Origin of the sequence: Aeromonas sp. S15(2024), assembly GCF_041402265.1 — a bacterium.
GTDB classification, from domain to species: Bacteria; Pseudomonadota; Gammaproteobacteria; order Enterobacterales; family Aeromonadaceae; genus Aeromonas; species Aeromonas dhakensis.
The window spans coordinates 392,887-410,005 of record NZ_JBGLQY010000002.1 but is presented as its reverse complement, the minus strand read 5'-3'; the positions used below and the strand labels follow the sequence as shown (position 1 = coordinate 410,005).

The following is a 17,119-nucleotide window of genomic DNA, read 5'->3' as shown; positions in this document are numbered from 1 at the left end:
GGCAAGGCCGCTGGCGGGACGGGACTCGCCAGCGGCCTGCCAACTGTCCGCCCTGACTCCTGATTTGGACAGGGGCAGGCACGGCAGAGGACTCACACCCCCTCGCCATCGGCGGCGACTCTGGCCCGTCCTGCCTCTTTGGCCCGGTAGAGCTGGCGGTCGGCCGCCTCCAGCAGCTGTTGCGGCGTGCCGGTCTGGCTGGGGATGGCACAGACCACGCCAAGGGAGATGGTTACCACCCTGGCCACCTCGGAGGCGAGGTGCTCGATGGCCAGCTCGCGCACGGCGCTGCACATGCTGTCGGCGAGATGGACGGCGCTGGCCAGGGGGGTGTTGGGCAGCACGCAGGCAAACTCCTCGCCGCCGTAGCGGGCCACCAGATCGTGCGGCCTGCCCAGCCGCTCGGCCAGCACGGCGGCGATGGCCTGCAGGCAGTGATCGCCGGCCTGATGGCCATAGCGGTCGTTGTAGCGCTTGAAGTAATCGACATCGAGCATGATGAGGGAGAGGGGGGTGTTGTCCCGGCAACCCTGGCGCCACTGCCGCATCAGCTCCTCATCGAACTGGCGCCGGTTCGGTATGCCGGTGAGGCCGTCGAGCATGGCCAGGTTGCGCAGCAAGTCCCCCTGCAGCTTGAGGGTGATGTGGGCCTTCACCCTGGCCCTGACGATGTTGGGGCTGATGGGCTTGCTGATGAAATCCACCGCGCCGAGCGCCAGGCCGAACTCTTCGTCCGTCTCCTCCTGCTGGGCCGTGACGAAGATGACGGGAATGTCCCGGGTGTCGGGATCCGCCTTGAGTTGCTGGCAGACCTCGTGGCCGCTCATGCCGTCCATGATGACGTCCAGCAAGACAAGGTCTGGCAGCAGGCTGCGGCAGAGGGCAAGTGCCTGCTCCCCGCTGGTCGCCATGAAGATCTCGCACTCTTCGCGAAAGAGCTGGTGCAGCAACCTGATGTTGATCGCCTGATCATCGACGATCAGCAGTTTGGGGCGACGGTTGGTGGGCAGGTTCCAGGGGACCATCTTGGGCTCCATCATTGGTTGACGCACAGGGATTTCCCCAACTTGAGGGCGGCGCCGAACTCCAGATTCTCGATCAGGCTGGCAAACTGGCGAAAGGCGGTGTGCAACTGCGGCGGCGTCTTGGGTGCCAGGGCCTCGGTCAGCTCGACCGCCGCCAGATTGCCATCCTCCAGCAGCACCAGGATGTGCTGCATGGCCTCCCGCCATTCGGCGAGGGACAAGGCATCATAGGCCGGCTGCGCGGTGGTGTCGGGGGGCGGGGCGAAGGCTTTTTCGAGGCTCTCAAGGCTGAGCCGCACCGTCTCCTGCAACAGCTGCAGCCAGCCGGCGTCAGCCAGCAGCGCTGCGGCCTGCGGCTGGTCGGCGTGGAGCAGGGCCTGCTCCTGCGCCTTGGCCAGGGTGGCCAGTCGGCAGGCCCCCATGGTGCTGGCGCTGCCCTTGATGGCGTGCAATATGCGACAGGCCTCCGTGACCTGGCCAGCGGCGATGGCCTGGTGCAAGGCCTCCAGCTGTTCTGCCATGTCGGGGCCGAACAGGCTCAGGATCCGTTGCAGCAGCTCGATATCGTTGTCAAAACGCTGGCGTATGACGGATTCCGCTTCCAGCAGGGCTTCGCTGGCTGCGGGGGACGGGGGCTGGGCAAGGGCTGGCTGGCCAGCCTTGCCAAGCTGGGCCAGCAGGGTCGAGACCAGCTGTTCGAGGGCAATGGGCTTGCCCACATGCTCATTCATGCCGGCAGCCAGGCAGAGCTGGCGATCCGCTTCCGAGGCGTTGGCGGTCATGGCGATGATGGGCAGGTTGGCAAACTGCGGGTGGGCCCGGATCTGGCGGGTGGCCTCCAGCCCGTCAATATCCGGCATCTGCATGTCGATCAGCACCGCATCAAACGAGGGGGCTTGCTGCAATACCATGGCCACCCCGTCCCGCCCGCATTCGGCCAGCAGCACCCTGGCCCCTTCGCAGCTCAGCAACTCGCAGGCGACCTGGCGGTTGAGCAGATTGTCCTCCACCACCAGCAGGGTGAGGCCACTCAGCCGGCGGGTGTGCTGGGCAGGGAGTGCGGGCGCGACATCCTGGCCATGGAGGGCCTGATAGATGGCCTCTGCCAGCTGCTTGGGAGTCACGGGTTTGGTCAGCAGGCTGACGAAGGGGGTGGCGCCCGACTGGTGCGACTCGGTGAACACCTCGTGGCCGTAGGCGGTGACCATGATGACTCCGGGGGCTGGGTCTTGCCCGGCCTGTTGCCGGATCTGGGCGGCGGCGTTCAGGCCATCCATGCCCGGCATGCTCCAGTCCATCAGCACTATGTCGAAGGGACGGCCCAGAGCACTGGCCTCGCCGACCCGGCGGACGGCTTCTGCCCCCGAGTGGACCAGCTCGGCCTGCCAGCCGAGCTGCAGCAGGGTGCGTTGCAGCAGCTCTGCCGCCAGCTCGCTGTCGTCGACCACCAGAATGTAGGGGGGCGGTGCCATGTCCGGGCAGGCCTCCTTGAGAGACTGGGGGGCGGCCTGTGCCAGGGTGATGTCGAACCAGAAGCGGCTGCCACGGCCAGGTTCACTCTCGACCCGCAGCTCTGCCCCCATCAGCTTGAGCAGGCGTTTGCAGATCACCAGCCCCAGCCCGGAGCCGCCGAAGCGACGGGTGGTGGAGGCCTCGGCCTGGGTGAAGCTCTCGAAGATGCGCTCCAGCTGGTGGGCGCTGATGCCGATGCCGCTGTCGGTGACGGCCACGCGGATGGTGACCGTCTGCTCATGGCGGGCCAGCAGCGCCATGGTGATCACCACCTGCCCCTTGATGGTGAACTTGAGGGCATTGCCCGCCAGGTTGGTGAGCACCTGCTGCAGGCGCATGCTGTCACCGATCAGGAGATTGGGCAGATGGGGGTCGATATCGAACATGACTTCGATCTCTTTCTGGCGCTGGTTGCCGTCCAGTACGATGGCCAGGTCCCGCATCAGCAGCTCGATGTCGAAGGGGTGCAGATCGAGCTGCAGCTTGCTGGCCTCGATCTTCGAGTAGTCGAGGATATCGTTGAGCAAGCCCAGCAGGGAGTTGGCCGCAGAGTGCGCCTTGACCACATAGTCGAGCTGGCGGGCGGTGAGCTCGGTGTACTGGATCAGCTGCAACATGCCGAGCACGGCGTTGAGGGGGGTGCGGATCTCGTGGCTCATGTTGGCGAGGAAGGAGGACTTGGTCTGGCTGGCGGCATCTGCCTGCTCCTTGGCATAGAGCAGGCGGGACTCCAGCTCGGTCTGGGCTGTGATGTCACGGTTGAAGCCGATGACGCGCAGCGCCTGGCCGCTGCTGTCCCGCTCCACCTTGGCCCCGGCCTGGATCACCCGGTGATCGCCGTTGTCCTGCATCACCCGAAAGACGGGGTCGTAGATGCCGGTGCCGGCCACGGCGCGGTTCAGGCTGGCGGTGGTGGCCGCCAGATCGTCCGGGTGCACCCGGTTTGCCCAGTGCTGGTAGTTGAGCCCCTCGTCCCTGAGCGTCAGCGGCAGATCGTAGAGCTCGAACATGCGGTTGTTCCAGCTCAGGGCGTTGCTACCGAGCTCCCATGACCAGATCCCCAACTCGGCCACGTCGGCCGCCATCTGCAGCTGATCGCGGGTCGACAGGATCTCGTTGCGCTGGGCCAACTGCTGGGTCATGTCGGTCATGATGCAGACGAACATGCTGGAGCCCGCCGCCTGCATCCGGCCGATCGACATCTGCAGCGGGAACTCGCTGCCATCGCGCCGCCGCCCGATAAACTCCCTCTCCATCAGGGCGGCCAGCTGGCTGTCGCTGAGGGAACCGAGTGGCACCTCACCCAGCGCGTGCTCATCGCTGCTTTGCAACAGGGTCTGCACCTGTCGACCCTGGATCTCGCCGGCCTGATAGCCAAAGGCGCTCTGACCGGCCGGGTTGAGGGAGTGAATGCGGCCGTCAGGATCCATGGTCATGATGGGGTTGACGGCGGTGTCCAGGATGGCGCGGGTGACCTCGAGACTCTCGGCCAGCTTCTTCTCGGCCGCCTTGCTGTCGGTGATGTCGAGGCCGATGCCAAGGTAGCCCTGACTGTGCCCCTGTTCGTCACGGATGGCGGTGATCACCAGGGTGACGGGGAAGCGGCTGCCATCCTTGCGCACATAGGTCCACTCCCGGCTCTCCGCCCCTTCCCGTTCCGGCTTGTAGACGAACACCTGGAAGCCGCTGATCTGCTCGCCGTACTGGGCGCTGAGCTCGACACTGCGGACCTGCATCTCGTCGCGAGTGTGGAAGATGCCGGGGGTCTCCTTGCCGACCACGTCGGCGGCGCTGTATCCCAGCAGCTGCTCGGCCCCCTCGTTGAACAGGGTGATGGTGCCCTCCAGATCGGCCGCTATGATGGAGATTGCCGAGGCGGAGCGCAGGACGTTGCTCAATAACACGTTGATCTTGCTCAGCTCAGCCGTGCGCTCTGCCACCTGATGTTCCAGATTGGCGTTGAGCTCCAGGATCTTGGCCTCTGCCTGCTTCTGGGCCGTGATGTCCCGGATGGTCTCTGAGGTGCCGACCAGCTTGCCCCTATGGTCATAGATGGGGGCGATGGAGATGGAGAGATCCAGCAGATGGCCGTCCCTGTGCCGACGCCGGGCGGAGAAGCTCGGGATCCGGACGCCCTGCCTGAGGTCGGCGAGCAGCGCCTTCTCGCTGGCGCTGTCATGATCCGTCTGAAACAGCGCGCTGTCGGTACGGGTCAGCGCCTCGCCGGCCGGGTAACCGAACAGATCTTCGGCCCCCTTGTTCCAGCTTACGATGACGCCGCTCAGGGTCTTGGCGATGATGCCGTCACTGGCACCGGCCACGATGGCGGCCAGCCTGGCCTGTTCCTCAATGAGTTGCAGACGTTGCTGTTGCCCCTGGGCCCGCATGCGCGCAAGCAGGGTGAGCAGCAGAGTGAAGAGGCCGCCGGTGAACAACACCACATAGGGGGAGGTCTGGTTGAGCTGCGCCACGAACAGGGGGTGGGCGTCGAGCCTGATCTGCCAGCGGCGGCCATGAATTTCCCGCTCGGCGGCTCTGGACATGGTGATGTGGTGCGGATTGCGCGACTCGTGGTCGATGGCACTGGTATAGAAGGGCTGGATATGCCGGGGGTCGGTCACATCGATCAGTCTGATGTGAAAGGCCGGGCTCTCCAGATGCAGGGCGTCCAGCAACTCTTCCATCAGCAAGGGGGTATAGCTCCAGCCAAACCCGGCGGCCTCTCGCTCCTCGGGAGTCGCTGGAGTGGTCACGGTGCGGTAGATGGGCATCAGCATCAGAAAGGATTGCCTTGGCTTGCCCGTGGCCTGTACCAGGGTGATGGGGGGCGTCAGCCGTACCTCGCCGCTGCGGATAGCGGCGAGGGCCGCCTCACGGCGCGAGGGCTCCGAGGCGATGTCCAGCCCGATGGCCGCCTTGTTGCGTGATAGCGGCTCGATAAACTGGATGATGAAATGTTCACCCCGATAGGGCGAGAGCAGCTGAAGGGTGAAACCTGGCCGCCCATCTCGTCGGGCGCGTTGGATGAAGTCGTCGAGATCGGCATCCTTCACTCGCCTGATGAAGCCAAAACCCCGGGCACCGGGGAATTCACTGTCCACATCCCTGGTCAGGCTGTAACGAACGAAGTCCTCGTTGTTGAAGGCGTGTTCGCCGGCGGTCAGGATGGCGCCACGTACCCCTCTGAGACCGTACTGATACAGATCGAGTCGCGCCTTGACGGTATCTGCGACGTGCTCCGTGGCCGCCGTGATGCTGGCTTGCACCTGCTTGTCATTGCTGTAATGGAGGAGGAGGGTGCCGAGCAGGGAGAGCAGCAGGCCGATGAGCAATACTAGGCCTGCACTGCGGTTCAACCCTAAAAAGGGGTGGTGATTGCGCAAGCTGAAGCCTCCTTGCCTCGCTGATGACGTAGAGCACACCCGATACGACTATTGAGTCGCGTTAATGCATTGAAAGTAAACCCAGATATCTCGCATTCAAAACGCAGAGCGCGAAGGGGGGCGCTCTGCGTCGATCCCAAGTGGTATCAAATGAGTTGCAACATAACTTAGCATTAATCGCAGGCGTTTGTATCCGATTCTCCTGCTCGTCACCTTGGCCTGAACGGCAGCCGCGTCTATGCAAAGCGGTAGGAGCCCATGTAGAGGCTGCCGCCATCCCAGCTGTCGTGCAGTTTGACCGGCTTGTCCTGGCCGGCGGCGCCAAGCGCCACGAACAGCGGGCGCAGGTGATCGTCGTGGGGATGGGATTCCACCGCCCCCGGCGCGCGGGCGCGGTAATCTTCCAGCGCCGCTCTGTCACCCTCGGCCATGGTCAGCTCCAGCCAGTCGACGAAACTGCGGGCCCAGCCCGGCACCGGCGAGTTTTCCGGCCCCAGTGCCCGCAGGTTGTGGGTGATGGCGCCGGAGGCCAGGATGCCGATCCCCTGGGCACGCAGCTGCTGCAGCGCCTCCCCCAGTTGCCACAGCTGGTGCGGGGTGAAGCTGGCCGGGATGGAGAGCTGCACCAGCGGGACGCTGCTGGCGGGATCCATCAGCGAGAGCGGCGACCAGACCCCGTGATCCAGCTCGCGGCGCACCGGCTCGGCGGGCAGGCCCGCCAGCAGCAGCTGATCGCTCACCGCTTCCTGCAACCAGAGCGGGCTGCTGGCCGGCCAGCGGATGTGGTAGAGCGGCTCGGGGAAGCCGTAGAAGTCGTACATCAGGGCCGGATTGGGCTCGACGTTGATCTGCAGCTCGCTGCGGGTAAACCAGTGGGCCGAGATGACCACCAGCCCCTTGAGATCGCCAAGGCGCAGACTTTTGAGGAAGTGGGTCGCCGGCTGGTCGCGCAGAACCAGATCCGGGGCGCCATGGGAGATGAACCAGACGGGGGCGATAGACATGACAGACTCCATATGCGTTGTGCCGGTGCCAGGGCACCGAAAACGGTGGGCCAGGGCGACATGCCGCTGACGATATGGTCATTATCTGCCCCGAGATGCGAGTTAACAATCCAGCTTGATGGATAAGTACTATTCACTGTTGGTTGATAGTGTTGGGTGGGAAGGAGGGGGATCACCAATAACAAGGCCGGCGCAGTGGCCGGCCCTGGGGGAGCAGACAGGCGACAGGCCTGCCATCAACAATTTACTGAATACCCAGCAACTCCACATCGAAGATCAGCACGGGCGCTGGGTGGGATCTTGCCGGTTTACTGAATACCGAGCAGCTCGACGTCGAAGATCAGCACGGATCCCGGCGGGATCTTGCCGGCGGCGCGATCGCCGTAGGCGAGGTTGGCGGGGATGTAGAAGCGGGTCTTCTCCCCTTCCACCATCAGCTGTACCCCTTCGGTCCAGCCCTTGATCACCTGGTTGAGGCCGAACTCGATGGGCTCGCCGCGGGCGACCGAGCTGTCGAAGACGGTGCCGTCCAGCAGCTTGCCCTCGTAGTGCACCTTCACCTTGCTGGTGGCGGTGGGGTGAACGGTGCCGCTGCCCGGGGTCAGCACTTCATACTGCAGACCGGAGGCGGTGGTGGTCACCAGGGGTTTTTCCTTGTTGGCGGCGAGGAACTCGGCCCCCTTGCGCACATTCTCTTCCGCCAGCTTCCTGTTGTTGCTGCTCGAGTAGAAGTAGTAGGCGACGCCGGCAACCAGCAGCGCGATCAGAACGAGTTTCATCGGGTATCCCTATGTCGTGAAATGCCGGGAGGGCAGTGAGTACGGCATCTTATCCCAGCCGGGGCGTCAGGGCGAGCCGGGGCGGGGCAGGATGTGACCGGACGGGCAAATGAGCAGGGGGAGGCGACTGGCGCCTCCCCCTCGTCGTCAGGGCGGTCGTTACTTGGCGGCCACCATCATCAGGGCGGGCAGGGCGAAGAAGAGGCCCGCCACGTAACCGAGCGCCAGCAGCTTGTTCTCGCTGCCGACCCGGGCCAGCCCCTCGGCCGCCTTGACCGGCAGCTCGCGCAGGAAGGGCACCCCGTAGATGAGCACCACGGCGAACAGGTTGAACAGCACGTGCACCAGGGCGATGGTCAGCGCCAGCTTGGCCCCGGCACCGCTGATGGCGGTGGCGGCCAGCAGGGCGGTGATGGTGGTGCCGATATTGGCGCCCAGGGTGAAGGGGTAGAGCTGACGGGTGCTGAACACGCCGCCGCCGGCCAGCGGGATCATCAGGCTGGTGGTGGTGGAAGAGGACTGCACCATCACGGTAACCAGGGTGCCGGAGGCGATGCCGGTCAGCGGGCCGCGGCCCAGCGCCTTGTGCAGCACCTCTTTGGCACGGCCGACCAGCACCCGTTGCAGCACCTTGCCGAGCCAGGTGACGCAGCCGAGGATCAGCAGGATGCCGATGACGATGGTGGCGATGGCCGGCCCTTTACCAGGCAAGAAGGCGACCAGGTCGTCGATGAGGTTGAGGGCCGGGGAGATGAGGGGCTTCATGAAATCCATCCCCTTCATCGACATGTCGGCGGAGCCTACCAGCAGGGTGGCCAGCGCCTCGGCACTCTTTTGCAGCAGACCGAACATCAGCTCCAGCGGCAGGAAGATGAACACCGCCAGCAGGTTGAAGAAGTCATGCACGGTGGCGGCGGCAAAGGCGCGGCGAAACTCGCCCCGATCCCGGATATGGCCGAGGGAGACGATGGTGTTGGTGATGGTGGTGCCGAGGTTGGCGCCCATCACCATGGGGATGGCCATGCCGATGGGCAGGCCGCCGGCTACCAGACCGACGATCACCGAGGTGACCGTGCTGGAGGATTGCACCAGCGCGGTGGCCAGGATGCCGAGCAGCAGGGCGACGAAGGGGTTGTTGGCAAAGGCGAAGATCTGGGCCGCGCCCTCGGCGCCGCCGGAGAAGCCCTTGAAGCCGTGGGAGACGGCGCCGACGGCAACCAGGATCAGGTAGATCAGGGTGATCACAGCGAGCCAGTTGAACAGTGGGCCAGTACGACGGGTCTGCTGTTGTGCAAAAGATGGGGTGCTGTGCATGAAGCCTCTTGGGACAGTCTGCTTGAAAATGGACGGGCGCATTACAGCAGGGCTCCATGACAGAAATATGACAAAGTGACACTTTTGTGATGATTTGATGACATGGCCGGGTGGGGAAGATTGGACAGAAGGTGTCGGACTGGGGCGGGATCTCGCCCCGTTTGGCTGCGAATGTGTCTGGCGGCTTGCAGCCGGGGGACAGGGCGTTATGCTGCGGCCTTCCTTATCTCAACCAGCGTGGTGTTGTTATGCGTGCATGGGTGTTGTGTCTGTCCTTGGGTCTGCTGTCTGTCGGTGCCCAGGCGAGCGTGTTGAAAGCCGAGTGCAACCTCGACAAGGCAATGAAGAACGAGGCGCTCAATGCGACCCTGGGGGTCAAGGGCCGCTGTGATACCGACAAGCTGGTGCGCCAGCAGAAAGAGAAGGCCGGGGCCGAGGTGAAGAAGCACACCACGGACGTGCTGGAGCAGAAGAGCGCGGGTCTCAAGGAGGGCAAGAGCCAGCTGCAGGGGACCCAGCAGAAGGTCAATCAGGCCGGCCAGCAGCTCAAGCAGACCCAGCAGGATGTGAAGGCGGTGGCCAAGGATCCGCTCAAGGCGGCCGCCACTGCGGTGATCAACCAGGGTTGAGCCCGGCCGCCGCGAGGGCGGTGATCAGATGAGGTGCACGAAGAAGGGGAGCCATGGCTCCCCTTCTGCTTGGTTGGTGCTGGCCGCTTACTGCGAGTCGGCCGCCTCTTCGTACTGACGGAAGGGGATGCGGAACACCGCGAGGCGCAGGAACAGGTAGGTGACGCCGAGGCCGGCCCAGATCAGGCCCAGCTCCAGCGAGCTCTGCTCCAGGTTGATCCAGAGCGCTCCTATGGTGGCGGCGCCCAGCAGCGGCAGCAGCAGGAACAGCAGGTGCTCCTTGAGGCTCTTGTTGCGCTTCTCGCGTACCCAGAACTGACCGATGACCGACAGGTTGACGAAGGTGAAGGCCACCAGGGCACCGAAGTTCACCAGCGCCAGCGCCATGTCCAGATCGAACGACACCGCGGAGAGGGCCAGGGCGCCCACCATCAGCACGTTGATGGCCGGGGTGCGGTATTTCGGGTGGATGTAGCCGAATACCCGCTCCGGGATCATGCGATCGCGCCCCATCACGTAGAGGATGCGCGACACGCCGGCGTGGGCGGCCATGCCGGAGGCCAGCACCGCGACTGTGGTGCACACCAGCACCACGCTCTGGAACAGGGTGCCGCCGACGTAGAGGGCGATCTCCGGCAGCACGGCGTCCGGCTCCTTGAAGCGGGCCAGATCCGGGAAGTAGAGCTGCAGGAAGTAGGAGACGGTGACGAAGATGATGCCGCCGATGAGCGCGGTCAGCACGATGGCGCGCGGGATCACCTTGCCGGCATTCGGGGTCTCTTCGGAGAGGGAGCTCAAGCCGTCGAAGCCCAGGAACGAGAAGCAGAGGATGGTCGCACCGGTGAACAGCGGCACCATGCCGGCTGATTCGAAGTGGAACGGACGGCTGCTCAGCAAGGTCGCCGCCCCTTCACCCTGATAGATGCCCCAGCCCATCAGGCCGAGGAAGACGGTGATGATGGCCAGCTGAATGAAGACGATGACGCCGTTGAAGTTGGCCACCAGGTTGATGCCGCGCAGGTTCAGGAAGGTCATCACGGTCACCAGACCGAAGATGAAGATCCAGGGCTCGACACCGGGGAACATGGCTGTCAGGTAGATCTTGGCCAGCAGGATGTTGATCATCGGCATGAACATGTAGTCGAGCAGGGAAGACCAGCCGACCATGAAGCCGATGTAGGGGTTGAACACCTTCTGGGCGTAGGTATAGGCAGAGCCCGCGGAGGGGAACTTGCGCACCAAGTGGCCGTAGCTGATGGCGGTCAGCAGGATGCCGCCGAGCGCCAGCAGATAGGCGGTGGCGACGCGGCCTTCGGTAATGTCACCGACGATGGCGAAAGTATCGAATACCGCCATGGGTGTGAGGTAAGCCAGACCCATCACCACTACCTGGAAGAGGGTGAGCGTCTTGAGCAGCTTGGCACCGGCCATCACGCTTTCTCCTCTGTGATCGCCAGGGCGGCGAAGGGGGACGGGATCAGGGACGCAGCGCGTCGCTGGACACAGGGGGCGCCGGTCTGTGGCACAGACAAGTGGCGCACGCCGGCGGGGACCGGCAGGAAAGCAATGAAATGCCCCATGTATTTCCTCACAACGTCGGGAGATTGCCTGGCAATCTCGGTATCAATTCCGGTACAAAGTCCGGCCTCTTGGTGAATGTGGTTTACCCCTTAAAAACGAAGAACCGATGTTGCAAAAAACATCGGCTCTCAGGGGCGGCGTATTGTGCCCTCAGGGGGGGGAGGACACAAGCAAAAATGCCCCCGCCAGGGGATTTTGTTGACCTGGGTCAGGTCGGGGTTGCGCCCCCGGCTGGCAGCCTGTGCTGACAGGGGCGCGAGCGGAGCCGCTCTGGCGCGAAGGCCGCTGTCACGGCGGGTGAACAGGGGTAAAAAAACGCCCGCGAAAGGCGGGCGCAGTAGTCATGAAAAGGGGGCTCAGGAGGCGTCGGTTTCCGGCCGGCGCAGCTGGACCCGGAATACCGTCAGGCGCAGCAGCAGATAGAGGGCGCCGAGGGCGGCCCAGATCAGCCCCAGCTCGAAGGAGGCCGGCTCCAGATTGAGCCAGAGCACGCCGATGCAGGCGGCGCCGCACAGGGGCAGCAGCAGGAAGATCAGGTGATCCCGCAGCGTCTTGTTGTGACCGAGCTTGACGTAGAAGTGGGCAATCACCGCCAGATTGACGAAGGTGAAGGCCACCAGGGCGCCGAAGTTGATCAGTGCCAGCGCCATCTCCAGATCGAACGACACCGCCGAGAGGGCCAGGATCCCCACCAGCAGCACGTTCAGCGCCGGGGTCTGCCAGGTCGGGTGGATATAGGCGAAGAAGCGGCTCGGCAGGGCGCGATCCCGTCCCATCACGTAGAGCAGGCGCGACACGCCGGCGTGAGAGGCGAGCCCCGAGGCCAGCACCGCCACCGTGGTGCAGACCAGCACCACCGCCTGGAACAGCTTGCCGCCCACATAGAGGGCGATCTCCGGCAGTACCGCATCCGGCTGCTGGAAGCGGGAGATGTCCGGGAAGAACAGCTGCAGGAAGTAGGAGACGGAGATGAACAGCACGCCGCCGATCAGCGCCGTCAGCACGATGGCGCGGGGGATCACCCGATCCGCGTTCGGCGTCTCTTCCGACAGGGTGGTGATGGCGTCAAAGCCGAGGAACGACAGACAGAGGATGGAGGCGCCGGTGAGCAGGGGGGCCACCGCCATCTGATCGGAGAAGAAGGGACGGCTGCTCGCCACCGTGCCAAGCCCCTCGCCATGGTAGACACCCCAGGCGATGAGGCCGATGAAGACGGCGATGATGCTGAACTGCATGATGACGATCAGGCTGTTGAAGTTGGCCACCAGCTTGATGCCGCGCAGGTTCAGGAAGGTCATGACGGCGGCCAGCCCCAGGATGTAGGTCCAGGGTTCCACGCTCGGGAACAGGGCCTCCATGTAGATCTTGGCCAGCAGCATGTTGATCATCGGCATGAACATGTAGTCGAGCAGGGAGACCCAGCCCACCATGAAGCCCACATAGGGGTGGAACACCTTCTGGGCATAGGTGTAGGCGGAGCCTGCCGAGGGAAACTTGCGTACCAGGTGGCCGTAACTCATGGCGGTGAACAGCATGCCGATGAGGGCGAACAGGTAGGCGGTCGGCACATGGCCTTCGGTGATTTCGGTGACGATGCCGAAGGTGTCAAACACCGCCATGGGGGTCAGGTAGGCCAGACCCATGATGACGACGTGCCACAGCTTCAGGCTTTTTTTCAGGCCGACGGGTTGGGCATTCATTGTGCTTTCCCCTCAATCCGGGCCGAAGGGATCAGGCTGACGGCATCAACCTGGGCATAGGGGGCGCCAGCAAGGCGGCGCAGACCGGCGCGGGCCGGCAGGAAAGCAGTGAAATACCCCATGGTGTTCCTCACTAGAGAAGCGGGTGTCGTGAGATGGCAACCCATCTCGCTATCATTTCCGGTCGGTTCCGGCCTCGTTGTGGATTTGTTTGCCGCAAAAAAAGAACCTGACTCAGCAAGTGGTCGGTCCTTTTACGCGGCGGCGCATTGTGCATTCGTGTTGCCCCCTTGACAAGCATATCAAGGGGGCAAAAACGCATTTTTTTGCACTAATGGGCGAATGCTCTGTTTCAGATCAGGCGTGAGCCGCCTGCAGGGCCTGTTCAAGCAGGGTCAGCCCCTCCTCGATGATGGCCGGCGAGGCCGTCAGCGGCGCCAGGAAGCGGATAACGTTGGCGCGCACGCCGCAGGCCAGCAGCACCAGCCCGCGTTTGCCCGCCTCGGCCACCAGTCGCTTGGTGAGGTCGGCATCCGGCTGGTTTGCATCGCGCTGCCTGACCAGCTCCATGGCCACCATGGCGCCGGGGCCGCGGATGTCGCCGATGCAGTCAAAACGCTCGGCCAGCTGCTGCAGGCGCGCCTTGATCTGCTCGCCCTGGGCCTGAGCCTGCTGGTTGAGACGCTCCTCTTCGATCACCTCCAGCACCGCCAGGGCGGCGGCGCAGGCGATGGGGGAACCGGCGTAGGTGCCGCCCAGGCCACCCGGCTTGGCGGCGTTCATCACCTCCGCCTTGCCCACCACGGCGGAGAGCGGGAAGCCGCCGGCCAGGCTCTTGGCGAGCGTCATGATGTCCGGCTCGATGCCGCTGTATTCGGTGGCGAAGGTCTTGCCGGTGCGGCAGAAACCGCTCTGGATCTCGTCGCAGATGAGCAGGATGCCGTGCTGATCGCACAGCTGGCGTAGGCGCTGCATGAAGCTGGCGGAGGCGGGGTAGAAGCCCCCTTCACCCTGCACCGGCTCGATGATGATGGCGGCCACCCGGGTCGGTTCGATATCCGAGCTGAAGCAGAGATCCAGCGCAGCCAGGGCATCGGCCTCGCTCACGCCCAGATAGTCGCTCGGGAAGGGCAGGTGATAGACCTCCCCCGGGAAGGGGCCGAAGCCGGTCTTGTAGGGCACCACCTTGCCGGTGAGCGCCATCCCCATCATGGTGCGGCCGTGAAAGCCCCCCTTGAAGGCGATGGTGCCGCTGCGGCCGGTGTGGGCGCGGGCGATCTTGATGGCGTTCTCCACCGCCTCGGCACCAGTGGAGAGAAACAGGGTGCGCTTCGGGGTGGGGCCGGGCACCAGGGCATTCAGTTTTTCCGCCAGCTCGATATAGCCGGGGTAGGGGGTGACCTGGAAGCAGGTGTGGCTGAATTTTTCCAGCTGCGCGCGTACCGCGGCCACCACTCTCGGGTGGTTGTGGCCGGTGTTGAGTACGGCGATGCCGGAAGCAAAATCGATGTAGCGGTTGCCCTCCACATCCCACAGCTCGGCGTTTTGCGCCCGGTCGATAAACACCGGCAGCAGGGTGCCGACACCGTTGACCACGGCGGCTTCGCGGCGTGCTTGCCACGCTTTGTTTGATGCTGACTGACTCATCTTTCCTCCCTGAGGGGCCCGGGGCCCCTGTCTCAATGTGGCGAGGCCCCTTGGGAGCACTCACTTCGTCCTTGTTAAGCGATATGGCTGCACCGGCGGGTGGCGGGCCCCTGTTGCAGGCCCGGCCGCCGGCGCAAGATGTGGCTGCCTAGCGGATGCCGCCAAAGCAGAGGTATTTGGTCTCGAGGTACTCCTCCAGCCCCTCGGCTGCTCCTTCACGACCCAGGCCCGACTCCTTGATGCCGCCAAAGGGGGCCAGCTCGGTCGAGATGATCCCCTCGTTGATGCCGACCATGCCGTATTCGAGCTGCTCGGCCACCCGCCAGACGCGGGCGATGTCGCGGCCATAGAAGTAGGCGGCCAGACCATAGGGGGTGTCGTTGGCCAGGGCGATGGCCTCGGCCTCGGTCTCGAAGCGCACCAGCGGGGCGACCGGGCCGAAGATCTCCTCCTGCAGGATGGGGTTGGTTTTATCCACCTTGCCCAGAATGGTGGGTTGGTAGAAGAGCGGGCCGGCGGGGTGGGCTTCGCCCCCCAGCAGCAGCTCGGCGCCAGCGGCGGTGGCCTGTTTGACCAGCTCGGCCACCTTGCTGGCGGCGGCCGGGTTGATGAGCGGACCTATCTGGGTGCCCTCGTTCATGCCGTCGCCCACCTTGAAGGCCTTGACGGCGGCGGTGAGCTTCTCGGCGAAGGCGTCGTAAATGCCAGCCTGCACCAGGATACGGTTGGCGCAGACACAGGTCTGACCGGCGTTGCGGTATTTGGAGGCGAGCGCCCCGACGATGGCGGCGTCGAGATCGGCGTCGTCAAACACGATGAAGGGGGCGTTGCCGCCGAGCTCCAGCGACAGCTTCTTCATGGTGTCGGCGCACTGGCGCATCAACAGCTTGCCGATGCGGGTGGAGCCGGTGAAGGAGAGCTTGCGCACCGTCTTGTTGTTGCACAGCTCGTTGCCCACCGCCGCGGCCTGATGGCTGGTGACGATGTTGATGACCCCGGCCGGGATCCCTGCCTGCTCAGCCAGTGCCGCCAGCGCCAGGGCGCAGAGCGGGGTCTCGGCGGCCGGCTTGATGACGATGGTGCAACCGGCGGCCAGCGCCGGGCCCGCCTTGCGGGTGATCATGGCGATGGGGAAGTTCCAGGGAGTGATGGCGGCGACCACCCCCACCGGCTGCTTGATGGTGGCCAGCCGGCGGTCGCTGGAGAAACCCGGAATGGTGCGGCCATAGGCGCGTTTGCCCTCTTCCGCGAACCACTGGATGAAGCTGGCACCGTAGGCCACCTCCCCCTTGGCCTCGGCCAGCGGCTTGCCCTGCTCGCAAGTCATGATGCGGGCCAGCTCCTCCTGGTTGGCCATGATGAGCTCGAACCAGGCGTAGAGCCGGTTGCTGCGCTCCTTGGCGGTGAGCGCCGCCCAGCCCGGTTGGGCCGCATGGGCAGCGGCGATGGCGCGGCGGGTGTCGCCCTCGTCCATGTCGGGTACCTGGGTGATGACCTGGCCGGTGGCCGGGTTGTGCACCTCGAATCGGCGTCCGCCGCCGGCTTCGCACCAGCGACCATCTATATAGGCAAGGGATTTGATCAGGGAGAGTGCGGGTTGTGATGCTGACATAGATAGCAAGCCTCGATTGTGGGTCAGGGGGCCGGCTCATCCTGTGCCGCCACCGTATAGAATAATAAGCACAGGAAGACCATAAATTGAGCTGAAATGTTTTTCAAGTGTTAAATATATTTGAGTAAACTGTGTCCAGCGTGCTAGAAATGGAGCTGTTGGAGCGATTTTACCGGTTTCTGTGGTGCAGGGTGTGCAAAATAATGAACGGAGTGCACTGTGCAGGATAACAAACAGGTCGGTCGGATTGACTCGCTATTTTAACCGGGGCCGCCAATGGCTCCTACCAGGCACACAGGGAGGTGGCCGAATGCAGCAACCACAGGGCGAGACGCGCTGGCAGTCCATGACCGACAACCCGCTGGCGCAGAGTACCCAGGCGCAGAGCATGGGGGAGCGGTTGGCCGCCACTCGCCGCCGGCTGGGTCTTTCCCAGCGGCGGGTGGCCGAGCTGAGCGGGCTGACCCATGGCGCCATCTGCATGATAGAGCAGGACAAGGTGAGCCCGTCGGTGGCCTCTTTGCAAAAGCTGCTCAGCGTCTACGAGCTGCCGCTGTCGCGCTTCTTCGCCGAAGAGGAGGTGGCGAGCACGCCGAGCGTGGTGATCAAGGCTGAGCAGCTGATCGAGCTGGGCAGCCAGGGGGTCTCCATGAAGCTGGTGCACAACGGCAACAACCGCCGCCAGCTCGGCTTCATGCTGGAGACCTACGCCCCCGGCACCGATACCGGTGGCCAGGTCACCCACCTAGGGGAGGAGGTGGGTACCGTGCTGGAGGGGTCGGTGATCCTGACGGTGGCGGGCCAGACCTATCAGCTCAGTGCCGGGGACAGCTACGTGATCGACACGGGCGAGCCCCACAGTTTCAGCAATCCGTCGGGGCAGGTCTGCCGCATCGTCAGCGCCCATACCCCGGCCAACTTCTAGTGTCGAGA

The 17,119-nt window shown here is 64.3% G+C and carries 13 protein-coding genes; 2 read left to right on the top strand and 11 right to left on the bottom strand.

The window, feature by feature from the left end; translation table 11 throughout:
• Nucleotides 1-92 precede the first annotated feature (92 nt).
• From ACB033_RS05960 to ACB033_RS05940, 5 genes are all read right to left on the bottom strand, one after another.
• Nucleotides 93-1,025, bottom strand: a complete 933-nt coding sequence (locus ACB033_RS05960) for a diguanylate cyclase (protein WP_139725937.1) — start codon at nt 1,023-1,025, stop codon at nt 93-95.
• Nucleotides 1,026-1,036: 11 nt separating this feature from the next.
• Complete coding sequence (locus tag ACB033_RS05955; protein ID WP_139725936.1) at nt 1,037-5,920, bottom strand: PAS domain S-box protein; 4,884 nt, start codon at nt 5,918-5,920, stop codon at nt 1,037-1,039.
• A gap of 236 nt (nt 5,921-6,156) precedes the next feature.
• The gene (locus tag ACB033_RS05950) at nt 6,157-6,924 is read right to left on the bottom strand and encodes a class III extradiol ring-cleavage dioxygenase (protein ID WP_139725935.1); all 768 of its coding nucleotides are present in this window, start codon (nt 6,922-6,924) and stop codon (nt 6,157-6,159) included.
• Between the two features lie 308 nt (nt 6,925-7,232).
• Nucleotides 7,233-7,703: an FKBP-type peptidyl-prolyl cis-trans isomerase gene (locus tag ACB033_RS05945; protein ID WP_010633350.1), complete on the bottom strand. Its 471-nt coding sequence runs from the start codon at nt 7,701-7,703 to the stop codon at nt 7,233-7,235.
• Between the two features lie 159 nt (nt 7,704-7,862).
• Complete coding sequence (locus ACB033_RS05940; protein ID WP_017780726.1) at nt 7,863-9,017, bottom strand: sodium:phosphate symporter; 1,155 nt, start codon at nt 9,015-9,017, stop codon at nt 7,863-7,865.
• Between the two features lie 248 nt (nt 9,018-9,265).
• Between ACB033_RS05940 and ACB033_RS05935 the strand changes: the two genes are divergently transcribed.
• Complete coding sequence (locus tag ACB033_RS05935; RefSeq protein WP_139725934.1) at nt 9,266-9,646, top strand: hypothetical protein; 381 nt, start codon at nt 9,266-9,268, stop codon at nt 9,644-9,646.
• 87 nt (nt 9,647-9,733) lie between these two features.
• On the opposite strand, the gene ACB033_RS05930 is transcribed toward ACB033_RS05935, so the two are convergent.
• From ACB033_RS05930 to ACB033_RS05905, 6 genes are all read right to left on the bottom strand, one after another.
• Nucleotides 9,734-11,077 (bottom strand): APC family permease, encoded by a 1,344-nt coding sequence (locus ACB033_RS05930; protein WP_005303054.1) that lies wholly within the window; start codon nt 11,075-11,077, stop codon nt 9,734-9,736.
• Nucleotides 11,077-11,226, bottom strand: coding sequence for a hypothetical protein (locus tag ACB033_RS05925; RefSeq protein WP_017765716.1), 150 nt, complete (start codon nt 11,224-11,226; stop codon nt 11,077-11,079). Before ACB033_RS05925 ends, ACB033_RS05930 begins: the two co-directional genes overlap by 1 nt.
• 357 nt (nt 11,227-11,583) lie before the next feature.
• A complete protein-coding gene (locus ACB033_RS05920; protein WP_005303048.1) occupies nt 11,584-12,927 on the bottom strand; it encodes an APC family permease in 1,344 nt (447 codons plus the stop codon).
• On the bottom strand, nt 12,924-13,049 hold the full coding sequence (locus ACB033_RS05915; RefSeq protein ID WP_005303046.1) for a hypothetical protein: 126 nt from the start codon (nt 13,047-13,049) through the stop codon (nt 12,924-12,926). The genes ACB033_RS05920 and ACB033_RS05915 overlap by 4 nt, the downstream gene beginning before the upstream one ends.
• Nucleotides 13,050-13,284: 235 nt before the next feature.
• Nucleotides 13,285-14,574: a 4-aminobutyrate--2-oxoglutarate transaminase gene (gene gabT, locus ACB033_RS05910; protein WP_139725933.1), complete on the bottom strand. Its 1,290-nt coding sequence runs from the start codon at nt 14,572-14,574 to the stop codon at nt 13,285-13,287.
• A gap of 148 nt (nt 14,575-14,722) precedes the next feature.
• On the bottom strand, nt 14,723-16,186 hold the full coding sequence (locus ACB033_RS05905) for an NAD-dependent succinate-semialdehyde dehydrogenase (protein WP_139725932.1): 1,464 nt from the start codon (nt 16,184-16,186) through the stop codon (nt 14,723-14,725).
• A 310-nt stretch (nt 16,187-16,496) separates the two neighbouring features.
• On the opposite strand from ACB033_RS05905, the gene puuR reads away from it, so the two are divergent.
• Entirely contained in the window at nt 16,497-17,111 is a 615-nt protein-coding gene (gene puuR, locus ACB033_RS05900; RefSeq protein WP_139725931.1) for an HTH-type transcriptional regulator PuuR, read from the top strand.
• Nucleotides 17,112-17,119 lie beyond the last annotated feature (8 nt).